Source organism: Chryseobacterium carnipullorum (assembly GCF_003815695.1).
Taxonomy (GTDB): Bacteria; Bacteroidota; Bacteroidia; order Flavobacteriales; family Weeksellaceae; genus Chryseobacterium; species Chryseobacterium carnipullorum.
In genome coordinates this window covers 987998-1003366 of record NZ_CP033920.1, presented here as the reverse complement: position 1 = coordinate 1003366, position 15369 = coordinate 987998, and the positions used below count along the sequence as shown (strand labels likewise).

Genomic DNA, 15369 nt, shown 5'->3' with positions numbered 1-15369 from the left:
TGAAAGAATACTAAACTGTTATTTAATTTAAAATGCTATCAATTCTAAAACGGGAAATCATCATCGTCATCAAAATCATTCATTGAAGATCCCGAAAGCTTCGAGCTGTCCGGAAGATCAAATGCCGCACCTGGCTGAATAGTTGTTTTGATCTTGTCAAATCCACTAGGTTCATTAGATCCGAAATTAGAAGGATAACCTCCTAAGCCCCCGTCAAAAGCAGCTTCAATATCACCAAATCTTGCAAAATGTTTTAAGAATGACAGTCTCACATCAGCGGTGGCACCATTTCTGTGTTTTGCGATGATCAGCTCTGCCTGGTTTTCCGTTGGTGTTTCCGCGCCTTCTTCATCATTATCCCAAACTGCAATTTTATAGTATTCCGGTCTGAAAATAAAGGATACAATATCTGCATCCTGCTCAATCGCTCCGGATTCCCTCAGGTCAGAAAGTTGAGGTCTTTTTCCAGGACGAGCTTCCACACTTCTTGACAGCTGTGAAAGGGCAATAACAGGTACATTGAGTTCCTTTGCAATGGCTTTCAATGAACGTGAGATCATGGAGATTTCCTGTTCACGGTTACCCACTCCTTTTCCTCCGCCTCCTGCGGTCATCAGCTGAAGGTAGTCGACCATGATTAGTCTTACCCCATGCTGCATCACCAGTCTTCTGCATTTTGCCCGGAAGTCGAATATAGAAAGAGAAGGGGTTTCGTCAATAAAAAGGGGTGCGTTTTCCAGTTCAGATACATTGGAGAAAAGTCTCTGCCATTCTTCGTCATCCAGAGTTCCCTTTCTCAGTTTTTCGGATGAAATTTTGGTTTCAGAAGCAATCATCCTGGTGATAAGCTGTACTGATGCCATCTCGAGAGAGAACAGTACCATAGGGATTTTGTGGTCTACTGCAATATTTCTTGCCATTGACAGAAGGAAAGCTGTTTTACCCATCGCCGGACGGGCCGCAATGATGATAAGGTCAGAATTTTGCCAGCCTCCTGTTTCTTTATCAATATCTCTAAATCCTGAAGGGACTCCTGAAAGTCCTTCTTTATCTTTCAAAGATTTAATCGTTTCAATAGCCTGCTTTACTAATGAGTTAGCCGTGTCAAATCCTTTTTTAATCGTTCCGTTGGTGATCTCAAAGAAGGACTGTTCAGCCTTATCTAAAAGTTCGAATACATCAGTAGATTCCTTATATGAAGAATCGATAACGTTGGCCGAAACATTGATCAGACTTCTTAAGATGTATTTTTCAAGAATAACACGTACATGGTATTCAATATGGGCGGATGAACTTACCCCCATCGTAAGGTCAATGATGTAATGATCACCTCCTGCCTGGCTTAGCTTATCTTCTTTTTTTAACTCCTGGATGATCGTCATAAGATCCACCGGATGGTTGCCTTCATAAAGTTTTAAGATGGTGGAAAAAATAACCTGATGTCTCGGGTCATAAAATACTTCCGGAGTAAGAAGGTCAATAGAGTGGTCAAGTCCCTTTTTGTCAATCAAAAAAGTACCTATAACCAGTCTTTCAAAATCTACAGCATTGGGTGGCATTTTTCCATCCGCAATAGATAGCTCTCTTGCAAAGTTTCCGTGCGTAAGGGATGATAATGTTTCTTTCTGCGCCATGATGCAAAGATAGTTTATTTAAAAAAAATAATAACTAACAAGTTATCAGCAATCCTCCGGACGTATTATAAACAGAACCAAAAAGATGTTGATAAAAATTTGGGGATCAAAAATAGAAAATTTTCAATAAGTAGTATTCATTCATTTGAAAATGATTACTATTTTTTTGGATTATTATGGTTATTAGAGATGATTTGTTGAGTGGAATGAAAAATAATACATAAAAAAAGACTGTCATTTGTGACAGCCTTTTTTTTGATATTTAGAATAGCTTATTCTTTATTTTTTACCAGTATCCATCCTGAATATTTCGTTTCGGTACCGTTCTTATCGTTTTCGTTCCAAGAGATAGAGTACCAGTAAGTACCGGTAGGGATTTTCTTGCCGGAAGCTGTTCCGTCCCATTTATAATCTCTCATTTTATTCGCCTCATAAAGTTTGTTTCCGTATCTGTCATAAACTATAAATACAAGGTTTTTCTTGTAAGCGAGCGCGGAGTAGTCAACCTCATCATTAACTTTATCTCCGTTTGGAGTAATTGCGTTGATCAGATTCGGAACTGTAACGGTAATCTGGATAGGATTACAGTTGAAAGAATCCTTTAAGAATATCTTGTTTTCTCCTCTAGGAAGTCCGCTGAACGAGTTAGATGCCTGCCACGTAACCCCATCAGTTGAATACATATAAGGAGGAGTTCCGCCTGACGCATTCACTGTAATGGTATTGTTGCTGATCTCCACACTGGCAATTACCGGTTGTGTGGATGCAAAAATGGTTACAGTCTGAAGGGTAAAGCATTTTCCTGTTTTTAGTTTTACCCAGTAAACACCTATTCCTGCATTACTGATCGATTGCGTCGTAGCGCCCGTGCTCCATTCATATCCGTCAAATCCAGGTCCTGCATCCAGGGTCGTTTTTTCTTCCGCACAAATCGTTTTGTCTTTCAGGACAGCAGATTTTACCGGAGGAAGAACTTTTAACGTTATCTTAGAAATAGCATAACACTGATTAGCATTAGTAACTCTTACATAGACTTCGGTGCTTGCTGTGAGATAAGCATCAGGTGCTGCAATCGGGTTCGTTTCAGCTGTTGCGTCAGTTAATGTCTTATAGAATTTTTTGGTTTGCCCTGCAATAGCTCCTACATCGGCTAGTGTCAGATCAAATTTTGCCCGCAGGATATCGTTTTCGATATAACATTCCTGTATCAAAGCATCTTTTAATGTAACTACCGGGTGGAAGGATAAGGTAATATTTCCTATAGCAGTACATCCGAATGCAGAAATTACTTTTGCATATACTATTTTTTGAGCTGAAATATAGTTGGTTGGATTCGTGATCTCATTGGTGTCAGCATTTAAATCAGCAAGGGTTGGATAGTATTTTTTTGTACCTCCAGTAAATACATCTGCTGTAGTCAGATCAAATTTTCCAGTTCCTTCTCCATTATTATTACATGCGAAAATAGTTGCATTTTTTGCTGTTATGCTTGCATCTTTGAACTTGAACTTTCCGCTGATGAAACACTTGTTAATAACACTGTCTGGATTATCAGGATCCAGATATCTGATTCTGTAGTAATAAGTGGTCGTTCCGTTTACTGTAGCTATGTTAAGAGGACTATTTCCGGTAACAACATCATTGGTATTGTTATGATAGGTAACTTTGAAGTTAGGATTGTTTCCATTAACGATACCTGCAGTAAGTGTATTGAAATTGAACTGTGAAGGAAGCCCGCATACCATAACGTCGCTTGGTTGGGTAGCATCAGCATTTGGAATTCCAGGTGGCAGAAAAGGGTTCGGTGCCAGAACAGGATCGTTGAATGCTGAACTTAAACTTGCAGTACCTCCCCAGATTAATTTAAATCCATCAGGAGAACTTCTAAAATTGTCTACAACCAGATAGTAAGTTTCTCCGGCTTGTACTTGCATATAAGGGCTCCATTCAAATGCATTCCCTGCGTTTCCGTTGGTGTTGGGAGGTGGAGGTGGAGGCAAGGTTAAAGTAAGACCAGTATTTCCTGTCGGAGTACTACCATTATAGTTACATCTTAGTGGTGTTACAAAAACGTTATTGGTATTCAAAGAGGTACATCCATTGGTCGTTGGACCATATACTGCAAAATCGTAATCGTCGGAATTAACATTTGGATCAATAACAAAGGTTAGTGTTCCTGCTGTTGCAACGGTAAAAGTATACCATACCGAGTAATTTTCATTTCTGCCCAGACATCCATTTGTCGATAGATTTTCAACGATATCTCCATGTCCGGACGGAGTGTAGGAGATTTCGGAGTTTCCGCAGAGTGGGATGGCCGAGACACAATCGGACTGTGCATGAAACACCTGTGCTATAAATAAAATTAAAAGAAGTAATGTTTTTTTCATGTTTAAAATGATTTTTGTGAAACAAGATTTAAGTAAAATAAAGTTATCAGCATTTATGTTGAAAAAAACCGCCCCGTAGAGCGGTTTTGTATTTTTAACAAGAAATTATTCTCTGTTTTTTACCATGACCCATCCTGAGAATTTGAATGGGGTATTCTTTTTATCATTTTCATTCCACGTTACAGAATACCAGTACGTTCCCGTAGGAATCTTTTTACCGGCTACGGTTCCGTCCCACTTATATCCGTTGGATTTATCGGCCTGGTGGATTTTAGTTCCATATCTATCAAATATACTGAAAATAAGACCATTTTTACCGGATAATGCTGAATAATCTATGAAGTCATTGACACCATCTCCGTTTGGAGTAATGACATTGATAAGATTAGGGACCACCACTGTGATCTCAATAGGGTCACAGTCATAAGCGTCTTTTACATAGATTTTGTGGTCTCCTCTTGATACGTTAGTGAATACATTGGAATCCTGCCAGTTGACATTATCCATAGAATACTTGTATTCAGGAGCTCCTGCAATGACATTCACAGTGATCGTTGTATTTGATATATCAATGCTTGAAACGACAGGCTGCTCAGAAGCGTATACTTTTACCGTCTGCAATGTAATACAGTCACCTGTCTTCAATTTAACCCAGTAAGTTCCCACAGCTACACTGTTGATGACCTGTGTAGTTGCTCCTGTACTCCACTCATAAGCATTGAATCCAGGACCGGCATCCAGAGTTGTTTTATCTTCTATACAGATAATTTTATCCTGTAACACGTTAGAGTAAACAGGCGAAAGAACGGTTAATGTTACCTTCGCAATATTATAACATCCCTGTGCATTGATGACTTTTACATAGATCACTCCGCTTGGAGCTGTATACGTCAGAAAATTTAAAATTTCATTGGTTCCGTTTACTGCATCTGTTTGTGATGGATAGTATTTTTTAGTCGCCCCCAGTTGGGTTGTTACCGTAGCATTGCTCAGATTGAAAGTACCCAGTGAATGATTGGTTTCAAGGAAACATGTTCTTAGCGAAGCATCAGTTACGGTTACCAGTGGATGGAACTTCAGGGTGATTTCTGCAGTTGCTGTACATCCGAATTCGTTCGTAGCTTTTACAAATATTTTTCCTTCTGCTGAGACAAACTGGTAGATCGACGGGCTTGTGATTTCATTCGTTCCTGCATTAAGATCGAACATTGTAGGATAATACTTCAACACGTGGCTAGGTAAGGCTCCTATAGTAGCAGTGGTAAGATCAAACATCGCTGTCCCGGCGTTATTATTGCTGCAACTTGTAAGGGTAGCATTGGTTAAAGCGAAGCTACCGTCCCTGAATTTGAATTTTCCTGTAATAAAACAGCCATTCATAGGATTGGTAGGGTTGGCGGGATCCTGATACACAATTCTGTAATAATAAACTGTCGCAAGATTAACTATTTCTGACGTTACAGGATTTCCTCCTGTAATCGCATCATTGGTGTTTTTATGATAGGTTACCTTGAAATTGGCGCTGTTACCATTGATAACTCCTGCATTCAAAGAGAGGAAGTTGAATGGTGTAGCCAATGAGCATACGGTTACTTCATTCGGGTCAGCAGGGTTAGCTGCAGGAAGTCCCGGGGTAATGAATGGAAACGGAGCAAGCGCAGGGTCGTTGAATGCAGAACTTAAACTGGCAGTACCAGTCCATGTCAGAGAGAATCCATCCGGTGAACTTCTATAGTTATCTACAACAAGATAATAGGTCTCACCTGCCTGTACCACCATATGTGGACTCCATTCAGACTGGTTTCCTGCACTTCCATTTGTATTTGGCGGTGGCGGTGGCGGTATGGTAAGGAGTAAACCTGTATTTCCCTGAGAAGAACCTGTACCGTTGAAATTACATCGTACAGGTGTTACAAAAACGTTGCTGTTATTCAGCGAAGTACATCCGTTGGTAGTAGGTCCGTAAACTGCAAAGTCATAGTCATCGGTATCGATAGTCGGATTAATGACAAATGCCAATGTTCCCGAAGTGGCCGCCGTGAAAGAGTACCATACGGAAAAGTGTTCATTTTCAGTGTCACTCAGACAAGAGTTTGCTCCAATGCCTTCCAGTATATTTCCTGGTCCGGAAGGAGTATAAGAAATATCTGAGTTTCCGCAGATAGATATTGCACTAATACAATCTGACTGAGCATATAAGATGCGCGAGCAGATGATTAGAAAAACGAGTAATGCTTTTTTCATAAAGGGGGATTTAAAAAAGACAAATATAAAAAATTATTAAAGTTAATTTAAAGATTTTGTGATATATTTAATAGAATCAGGATATTATTGCCTAATAATTCATTTTTCTCAGCTTGGGATTGGTACTTGCTACAAGGATAGCTACCAGTACCGTCATGCTTCCTCCAAACACGACAGAGCGTACGACGCCCAGCAATTTTGCCATCAGCCCACTTTCAAATTGTCCCATTTCATTACTGGACATGATGAATATAGAATTCACACTCAATACACGGCCTCTGATATGGTCGGGAGTTTTCAGCTGAACAATCGTTCCTCTGATAACCACCGAAATTCCATCAAGCATTCCGCTCATGACAAGGAATATAAAGGAAAGCCAATACAGCTTGGACAGTCCGAAACCAATGATGCAAAGCCCAAATCCGGCAACCACCACCAAAAGTATCTTTCCCTGATTCTTTCTTAGCGGAACAATCGCCAAAAGAGTAATGATACACATAGATCCTATATCAGAAGCAGCATTTAAAAGTCCGAAACCTTCTGCTCCTGCATCCAGAATATCTGTCGCAAATACCGGAATCATAGCTACAGCTCCTCCAAAAAGAACCGCAAACATGTCAAGACATAGTGCCCCTAAAATTTCTTTGGTCTTAAATATATAGGAAATGCCTTCACGCATACTCTCCACAACATTTACTTCTTCCTTCTTATGTTCTGAATGCTGCTGTTTCAGCTGCCAGAAAAATAGAGAAGCGATGAATATTAACGAAATAATAACGATTAAAGTATATTGTACTCCAAAATAACCAATAAGAAGTCCGCCTGCAGCATGTCCGCATACCGAGGATATCAGAAAGGTAGCCTGATTCAGGGTAACGGCATTAGGAAGGTTTTCCTTCTTGACGATTTTGGGAATCATTGATGGAACGATAGGTCCGATGAAAGCTCGTGCAATTCCCGTAAAAAATATAACTGCATATATAAAATAGGTAATTTCATGTCCGTTAAAATGCATTTCTACATTGAAGAAGGCTGGAATAAGCAGAAGTCCAATCAGAAAAATATAAGCATAATTACAAATCAGCAGTAATCGCTTCTTTTCATTCATATCAATAACATGTCCGGCATACAAAGCACAGCTTACTGCAGGAATAACCTCGGAAAGCCCAATGAGGCCTATTGAAAATGGATCTTTCGTTAATTGATATACCCACCATCCCAGTAAAGTAGCGAGCATTCTGAAGGCTAAAACAATAAAAAATCTTCCTGTGAGAAGATTTCTGAATTCAACATTTTGCAATGTTTTTAACGGTGTAAAGGAAATCATGCACAAAAATAGCCCTAAATATTCATTTAAGGCTGTTTTATAGGGTGATTTTTAAATGATAAATCAAATAGTTTCCGAAAGATAAAATCTATTTAGTCTGCTCTCAACGAACTGATCACGATAGCTGCAACCCCGGCTGCTCCGATCACTGTAGCACCAGCCGTTACCCTTGCTTTGGATCTGTCCTTTACAGCAGCAACATTGGATTTTGGGATGATCACCTCTGTACTGTCTTTTTTACCGCCAGTCCCAATAATTTTATCACCATCAATGTTTCGGAACAGTATTTTCTGTTTTGGAGAACCATCTTTCATGGTAACCACATACGTTTTTCCGGCTTGAAGATTAGAATAATTATTTTTTGAAACATCATCGCTGTACTTTGTGGTAGCGCAGGATGAAATCACAAATAAAGACGTTAGTAAAGATGATTTTAAAAGTACAGATGCTCTCATTATTATTTTTTATTTTTTCAAATTTATAATTTTTTTCGAATATATGTTTTCGGAATTGAAAAAATATCTTTAAAGTTTGTAAATTTCTAATAGATCTGCAATTTTTCTGTCATTCGCCAGTCTTGGGGTTTTATTTTGTCCACCCAGTTTACCCTGCGATTTTGCGTACTCATGAAAAGCATTCTTTTTCAAGGTTTTAATATGAAGAGGCTGAAGAATGTTTCCCGTAATAAGATCTTCGTAATACGTATTTCTTTTTTGAAGCTGATAGTCCAGCTCACTTCTGAATCGTTCCATATCCTCAGGTTCTTTTTCAAATTCAATCAGCCATTCATGATAGGGAAGTCCTTCAGTTGGGTTGACCTGCGGCGCAAGGTGGAACTCGATGATCTGGGCAGGATATTTTTCCAGCGTAGCTTTCATCGCTTCCTCTACTTCAAATGCGATAACGTGTTCCCCGAAAGCAGAAGTGAAATGCTTCGTTCTGCCGCTTACCAGGATTCTATAAGGATCTTTATCAATAAACCGGACAACATCTCCGATAGAATAAGCCCACAAGCCAGAATTCGTAGTCAGGATGAGTGCGTAATCTTTATTGAGTTCTACATCTTTTAATGGTAATCTTCTTGCTCCGGGTTTGCCATATTCTTCCAGTGGAATGAATTCATAGAAAATTCCATGATTGGTTAGCAGAAGAAGCCCCTCTTTGGTATAGTCATCCTGAAAAGCGAAAAATCCTTCGGATGCCGGAAAGGTCTGGATGATATCTACTTTTCCGCCAAGCAGATCTTCCATTTTATCGCGATAAGGCTCGTAATTAACACCTCCGGTGACTAAAAGCTGGAGATTGGGGAAAAGCTGTTTGATCTTTTTACCATGTTTTTCGGTAAGCTTTTCAAAATACATAATCAACCATGGCGGAATTCCAGAAATCAGCGTCATGTTTTCATGTTCTGTTTCCTCAATGATTTTGTCTACCTTGGCTTCCCAGTCTTCCATTATATTCGTATTCCAGCTTGGTAGTCTGTTTTTTTGAAGATAAGCAGGAATATGGTGGGCTACAATGCCTGAAAGTCTCCCTGTTTTAATTCCGAAAACTTCTTCCATCTCAGGACTTCCCTGCAGGAAAATCATTTTCCCATTCACAAAGTCTGCATTGTTTTTCTGTGCAATATAGTGAAACAGTGCGCTCTGAGCCCCTGCAATCTGGAAAGGCATTCCTTCCTTAGAGATAGGAATGTATTTTGAACCTGAAGTCGTTCCCGAAGTTTTTGCGAAATATTCCGGGGTATCAGTCCAGAGGATATTGGCTTGTCCTTTTTTGACTCTTTCTATATAGGGTTTGAGATCTTCGTAATCAGCAACAGGAACTTTTTCCTGGAATTCTTTTACAGAATGAATGTTTTCAAAATCATGCTCCCTTCCGAAAAGAGTTTTCTGAGCCGTCTTTACAAGAGACAACAAAAGAGCTTCCTGATTTTTCTCTGAATTTTTTTTGAAATCCCCGGTTTTCTGAACATGTTTTTTTGCCCAGACCAGTGCCGCATTTTTCTTGAAGAAATTTAACATGCTTCAAATTTATAAATAAGTAGAGAATATGGAATCATTTTGATTAAGATATGCCATAAAAAAAACCGGCGAATGAGTTTCACCGGTTCTTCGAAATTTGATTATGAAAATAACAACTATATGTTAAAGTTTACTTGTTGGCTTTGTACCTTTTGTCTGGAGTGCCGTCTTTTTTAAGGTTTTTATTTTCTTTATACCTTTTATCGGGGGTTCCGTCCTTTTTCATTTTAGATGCAGGCTGAGCCGTTTTAGCTGCCGGAGCTTTTACTACTTTTGTAGTGGGATGAGGGGCTGCAGTCGTTGCCGGAACAGTCTGTTGTGCGGTTGCAAATCCTAGTCCTAATGCCAGAGACATTGCTGTTAATAATTTTTTCATGAGGGTGTATTGTTTATTTTTTCTTAAGTAAAGATATACAAAAAACGGGCTGAAAAACGGGTATTTACAACCTTAACTAAAGTTTATTACTGCTTAAAAAAAACTTAAAGTCAAAGGTTTAAAAATAAAATAAGCCTGCTTTCATAACGGAAGCAGGCTTGATATAAATATGAATGATAGATTTAACGTGTACAGTTGGCCGTCCATGTCTTGCCATCCTTAATATATAAAATTTTCAAGTCATTATTGTCAATTCTAATATAAGAGGTAGCAGTCCCACCAACCATGACAAGAGTATGGTCTCCAGATTGTTGAAATTCAACTCCGTTAAGATCCGGAATACCATTGGAGAATGCAAAATTGTATTTCGTACCGCTGGCAATCTTGGTTACAAATACACTTCCGTTATCAGTACTGTTGTTTGTAGATCCATCGTTATAAGAGATACTTCCCTTGTAAGTTCCTGCGAAGAAATCATTGTTTACGGGATCATCATCATTACTACACGATGCAAAAGATAATGTGGTAACAACGACCAACATCAATACGCCTAAGATTCTAATTGCTTTTTTCATAATATTATTTCTTTAAGTTTCGATAAGGTCACATTCCCAAACACTATGCCATGGGATAAATCCTTATTTTTTTTAACTTTTAATTAGATAAATTTGTAAAAAAATTAAGATTTGGGTATGTATTAACTGATTTTATTTAGGTTGCAGAGATTACCTGATTTTCCTTTAAAGAAAAAAATATCCTTACCTTTGTTGTGCATAAACGGTTTCGGATCACTCCCGAAATCGCTTTTGTCGTTTATGCCATTACTATTTATGCAGCTAAAACCCATTCACGAAAAATTTCTTCCGGACCTTCTTCATCAAGAATTTGGAAAAGAAATATTTACTCAGTTAGAAAACAGCCAGCATATTTCCGTAAAGGGAAGTGCCGGTTCTTCGGTTTCTATTTTTGTGGCCGAGCTTTTTTTGACCCGGAAGAAAACCATCCTTTATCTGGTAGATGATAAAGAAGATGCTTTGTATGCCAATACAGAAATGGAAGACCTGATGGGAAAGGATAAAGTACTGTACTTTCCTGCAACACACCTGGAGCCTTATCAGGTAGAAAAAACGCAGAATGCCAATCTTGTCCTTAGAACAGAGGTCTTAAATAAGATCAATTCCGGAAAGTCTCCCAAAGTTATCGTTGCCTATGCGGGAGCGTTATCTGAAAAGGTCTTAAAGAAAGAAGATTTCAAGGCGATATCACACCATATAAAGGTAGGGGATCAGCTTGATTTCGATTTTGTAGACGAGTTGCTTACTCATTATAGCTTTCAGCAGACAGATTTTGTTTCTGAACCCGGAGAATTTTCTGTCAGAGGTGGAATTGTAGACGTATTTTCGTATTCTTACGAAAAACCATACCGTCTCACATTCTTCGGAAATGAGGTAGAAAGTATTAAAACTTTTGATATTGAAACTCAGCTTTCCGTGGATAAAGTGAAAGATTTTCAGCTGGTTTCCAACATGAATTTTTCTGTAACTGGAACCAGAGTTTCACTGCTGCAACTATTGCCTGTTGATAGCTTTATCATTTCAAGGAACGGTCCTGTCGGAATGCAGAAGATCAGAACTTTTTATGAGAAATCTCTGGAGAAATATGATACTTTGAGTAAGGATATTGCTCACAGAAAACCTCAGGAGCTTTTTATATCAGACCAGGAATTCCTGTTTGATTTTAAAAAGTTTAAAACCATTGATTTTGCGGGTACTCCTATTGAGGGAATCAAAGAAATCACCGAAATAAAAGTAGAACAGCTTCCACAACCTTCTTTTCATAAGAATTTTGAATTATTAATTGAAGATCTTGAAGAAAAGCAGAATGAAGGGTTCGATACCTGGATCTCTTTTTCAACTGAAAAGCAGAGAGAAAGGCTGGAGTCTATATTTGAAGAACTGGAACATGAACTTCCTTTCAAAAGCTTCAGGTCTGAACTTCATGAGGGGTTCGTAGATAACGGGCAGAAGCTTTTGGTCTATACAGATCATCAGATCTTTGACCGTTACCAGCGGTATAAAGCGAAAAATACTTTTGCAAAATCTGAACAGCTTACCCTGAAAGATCTGATGTCCTTGAAAATTGGAGACTACATTGCTCACATTGATCATGGAATCGGAAAATTCATGGGACTTGTTAAAGTTAATAATGATGGGAAGATCCAGGAATGTTTTAAGCTAACCTATAAAAATGGAGACTTATTATATGTAAGTATTCATTCGCTTCATAAGATCTCAAAATTCAATGGGCCGGACGGTAAGGAAGTTGTCCTTAGTAAGCTGGGGTCACCGGCCTGGAAATCTTTGAAGCAGAAAACAAAAGCCAAAGTAAAACAAATAGCTTTTGACCTTATAAAATTATACGCTGAAAGAAAGACAGCAAAAGGATTTTCTTTCACTCCGGATTCTTATCTCCAGAATGAACTGGAAGCGAGCTTTATTTATGAAGACACTCCGGATCAGGAAAAAGCAACCATTGATGTAAAAAGGGATATGGAAGCAGATACGGTGATGGACAGGCTGGTCTGCGGAGATGTGGGGTTTGGTAAAACAGAAGTTGCTATCCGGGCAGCATTTAAAGCGGCAACGGATGGAAAGCAGGTAGCTGTGCTGGTTCCTACAACGATTCTTGCTTTCCAGCATTTCAGAAGTTTCAAAGAAAGATTGAAAGATTTTCCGGTGAATGTTTCTTATGTAAACAGGTTCAGAACAGCCAAGCAGAAAGCAGAAGCTTTAGATGGTCTTAAAAATGGAAAGGTAGATATTATAATAGGAACCCATCAGCTAGTGAGCGCTTCAGTTAAATTTAAAGATTTAGGATTGCTGATTATTGATGAAGAGCATAAATTCGGAGTTTCCGTAAAGGATAAGCTGAAAACCTTAAAAAATAATGTTGATACTCTTACATTAACTGCTACTCCGATCCCAAGAACCCTTCAGTTTTCGCTGATGGCGGCAAGAGACCTTTCGGTGATCAAAACTCCACCACCAAACAGACAGCCTGTTGATACACAGTTGACAGGATTTAGCGAAGAAATACTCAGGGATGCTGTTTCTTATGAGCTTCAGAGAGACGGGCAGGTTTATTTTATCAACAACAGGGTAGAAAACCTTAAAGATATTGCCGGGCTCATCCAGAGACTGGTCCCCGATGCAAGAGTCATTACAGGACATGGTCAGATGGAAGGCAAGCAACTGGAAAAAAATGTGCTTGATTTTATGGAAGGAAAGTATGATGTGCTTGTGGCTACTACTATTGTTGAAAGTGGAGTAGATGTTCCCAATGCGAATACCATCTTTATTAATGATGCGCACCGATTCGGAATGGCGGATCTTCACCAGATGAGAGGAAGAGTAGGGCGTAGCAACAGAAAAGCATTCTGTTACCTGATTACACCTCCTTATGATATGATGACTTCCGATGCCAGAAAACGACTGGAAGCGATTGAACAGTTTTCAGATCTTGGAAGTGGATTTCAGATTGCCATGAAAGATTTGGAGATTCGTGGTGCCGGAGATCTTCTGGGAGCAGAACAGAGTGGTTTTATTAATGAGATGGGTTTTGAAACGTATCAGAAAATGATGCAGGAAGCTTTGGAAGAGCTTAAAGATGATGCGGACTTCGAAAATTTATTTGATAATGAAGAGGACAGGCAGAAACTTTTCAAATCCGTTAAAGATGTAAATATTGATACGGATCTTGAGCTGATGCTACCGGATTTCTATATCTCCAATACAGAAGAAAGGCTGCTCCTGTATCAGAAAATTGCAGAGATCAACAATGAGAAGGATCTCCATCAGTTTGAATTGGAGCTGATTGATCGTTTTGGTGCTTTACCTCAAGAAGCGGTTAATTTGTTAAAGAGTGTTGCGCTGAAATGGCTTGCTGCCGACATCGGGTTTGAAAAAATCGTTATGAAGAATGGCGTATTTTTAGGATATTTTCCGGCTAATCCTCAGGATAAGTTTTATCAGACGGATAGATTCAGGCATATCATCAGCTATTTAACCCAAAATCCGGCGGAAGCACAACTTAAAGAGAAGGTGGGAAAAGAAGGAAATCTACTCATGATGAGAAAAGAAAAAGTGAAAAATGTGGATGAGGTTAATATGCTGTTGAAGACCATTATCGGGCATCATTAAATAAAATGTGCTTTAAAATTTTAATAAAAAACAAAAAAGATCTGGAAATGTAAGTTTTCGGATCTTTTTTTATGATTTTTTTCAGTAGAAATGCTAAAAAACGGATGATATAATGTAGATCTTAAAGGGCTTTAAAATCACCATATAATGAGAAAAGAAAACGCTGTATCTATTGCTGTTATTGGGTTTACCGGGGTTTGTTCTGCTCAAAACATGAAAAAAGAAATGATTTGTAGTAATAATTCTACTTTTTGGTACAATTAATTCTATAACGTAATTGCTTTATTTCTACCAGTTTAACTGGTCATAAAGTTTTTTTTATGATTTTAATTCATACCTTTGCAGCCCATATTATGAAAAGAATTATCTATTGTTGCGCAGCCGGGCTTTTATCGCTTTCTGCTAATGCGCAAGTGGGAATTGGGACTGCTTCTCCCAAATCTAATCTCGATGTCAACGGGAAAACCACGTTAAGAAAAGAACTTAGAGTAGGCGGTACATCTTCTCAGGCAGGAAGTGCCGGGTTGAACGGCCAGGTTTTGGTTTCACAGGGAGAAGGCTTGCCTGCTGTCTGGAAATCATTGAATGTTTCCTTTATGGAGGAAGGACAGTACAAATTGATCAATTCGTACCTTTCTTCAGATCAGGCAGGTATTACGACGCTTTCAAGTGGTGTCGCGGCAGATGATGTTTATAAAAATAGTGTAGGTGATGATATTACCGATACCTCAAAGGGAAAGTGGTCGAAAATTGATGGATTGCAAAACAGTTTTATCATCAAAAACGGAAAAAACAGACTTACTTATCAGTTTCAGACAGGGATAGAAATGAAGGCTCCCGATGCTGCTACTTCAGAATCTATTACTTTTACCTGTGGTGTTTTCCGAAACGGAAAATTGGTAGCAGTACGTCCGGATAAGGTTGTTTCAAACAACAATACAGAGAAATCCGGTATTCAGGATTATATTTTTACCCTTAACTATACAGAGCAGAATGTTCCAATTGGCACCCAGAAGCTTGAAGTAGCGTGCCGAAAAATCAATGCATCAAATGTAAATTCGCAGTTTACCGTAGGACGTAATGTGTCGGATACGAATACGGTTTCCAATGCATTTACACTGGAGTCGATTATGAAGATCGATGTTATTGAATATGTAACTTATAAAAGCAATTAA

10 protein-coding genes are annotated in these 15369 nt (G+C 38.7%); 2 read left to right on the top strand and 8 right to left on the bottom strand.

Translation table 11 applies throughout. The annotated features are described in order from the left end of the window. Window positions 1–44: 44 nt before the first annotated feature. The 8 genes from dnaB to EG346_RS04660 all read right to left on the bottom strand — a co-directional run bounded on the left by dnaB (window position 45) and on the right by EG346_RS04660 (window position 10570). A complete protein-coding gene (dnaB, locus tag EG346_RS04695) occupies window positions 45–1634 on the bottom strand; it encodes a replicative DNA helicase (protein WP_073330452.1) in 1590 nt (529 codons plus the stop codon). A 272-nt stretch (window positions 1635–1906) separates the two neighbouring features. Next, a complete protein-coding gene (locus tag EG346_RS04690; RefSeq protein WP_073330449.1) occupies window positions 1907–4024 on the bottom strand; it encodes an FIDD domain-containing protein in 2118 nt (705 codons plus the stop codon). A gap of 105 nt (window positions 4025–4129) precedes the next feature. Beyond that, window positions 4130–6268 carry an FIDD domain-containing protein gene (locus EG346_RS04685; RefSeq protein WP_073330446.1) on the bottom strand — a complete coding sequence of 713 codons (2139 nt, stop codon included), beginning with the start codon at window positions 6266–6268 and terminating at the stop codon, window positions 4130–4132. Between the two features lie 91 nt (window positions 6269–6359). Beyond that, window positions 6360–7595, bottom strand: a complete 1236-nt coding sequence (locus tag EG346_RS04680) for an MFS transporter (RefSeq protein ID WP_123877148.1) — start codon at window positions 7593–7595, stop codon at window positions 6360–6362. A gap of 92 nt (window positions 7596–7687) precedes the next feature. Beyond that, a complete protein-coding gene (locus EG346_RS04675) occupies window positions 7688–8050 on the bottom strand; it encodes a hypothetical protein (RefSeq protein WP_073330441.1) in 363 nt (120 codons plus the stop codon). A 69-nt stretch (window positions 8051–8119) separates the two neighbouring features. Further along, on the bottom strand, window positions 8120–9619 hold the full coding sequence (locus EG346_RS04670; RefSeq protein WP_123877147.1) for a GH3 auxin-responsive promoter family protein: 1500 nt from the start codon (window positions 9617–9619) through the stop codon (window positions 8120–8122). A 130-nt stretch (window positions 9620–9749) separates the two neighbouring features. Next, on the bottom strand, window positions 9750–9995 hold the full coding sequence (locus EG346_RS04665) for a hypothetical protein (RefSeq protein ID WP_123877146.1): 246 nt from the start codon (window positions 9993–9995) through the stop codon (window positions 9750–9752). 182 nt (window positions 9996–10177) lie between these two features. Then, window positions 10178–10570 carry a hypothetical protein gene (locus tag EG346_RS04660; protein WP_073330432.1) on the bottom strand — a complete coding sequence of 131 codons (393 nt, stop codon included), beginning with the start codon at window positions 10568–10570 and terminating at the stop codon, window positions 10178–10180. Window positions 10571–10825: 255 nt separating this feature from the next. Here EG346_RS04660 and mfd point away from each other — a divergent pair, with 255 nt between their 5' ends. Next, window positions 10826–14194 (top strand): transcription-repair coupling factor, encoded by a 3369-nt coding sequence (gene mfd, locus EG346_RS04655; RefSeq protein ID WP_123882567.1) that lies wholly within the window; start codon window positions 10826–10828, stop codon window positions 14192–14194. Window positions 14195–14514: 320 nt separating this feature from the next. Beyond that, entirely contained in the window at window positions 14515–15369 is an 855-nt protein-coding gene (locus EG346_RS04650; RefSeq protein WP_228423615.1) for a hypothetical protein, read from the top strand.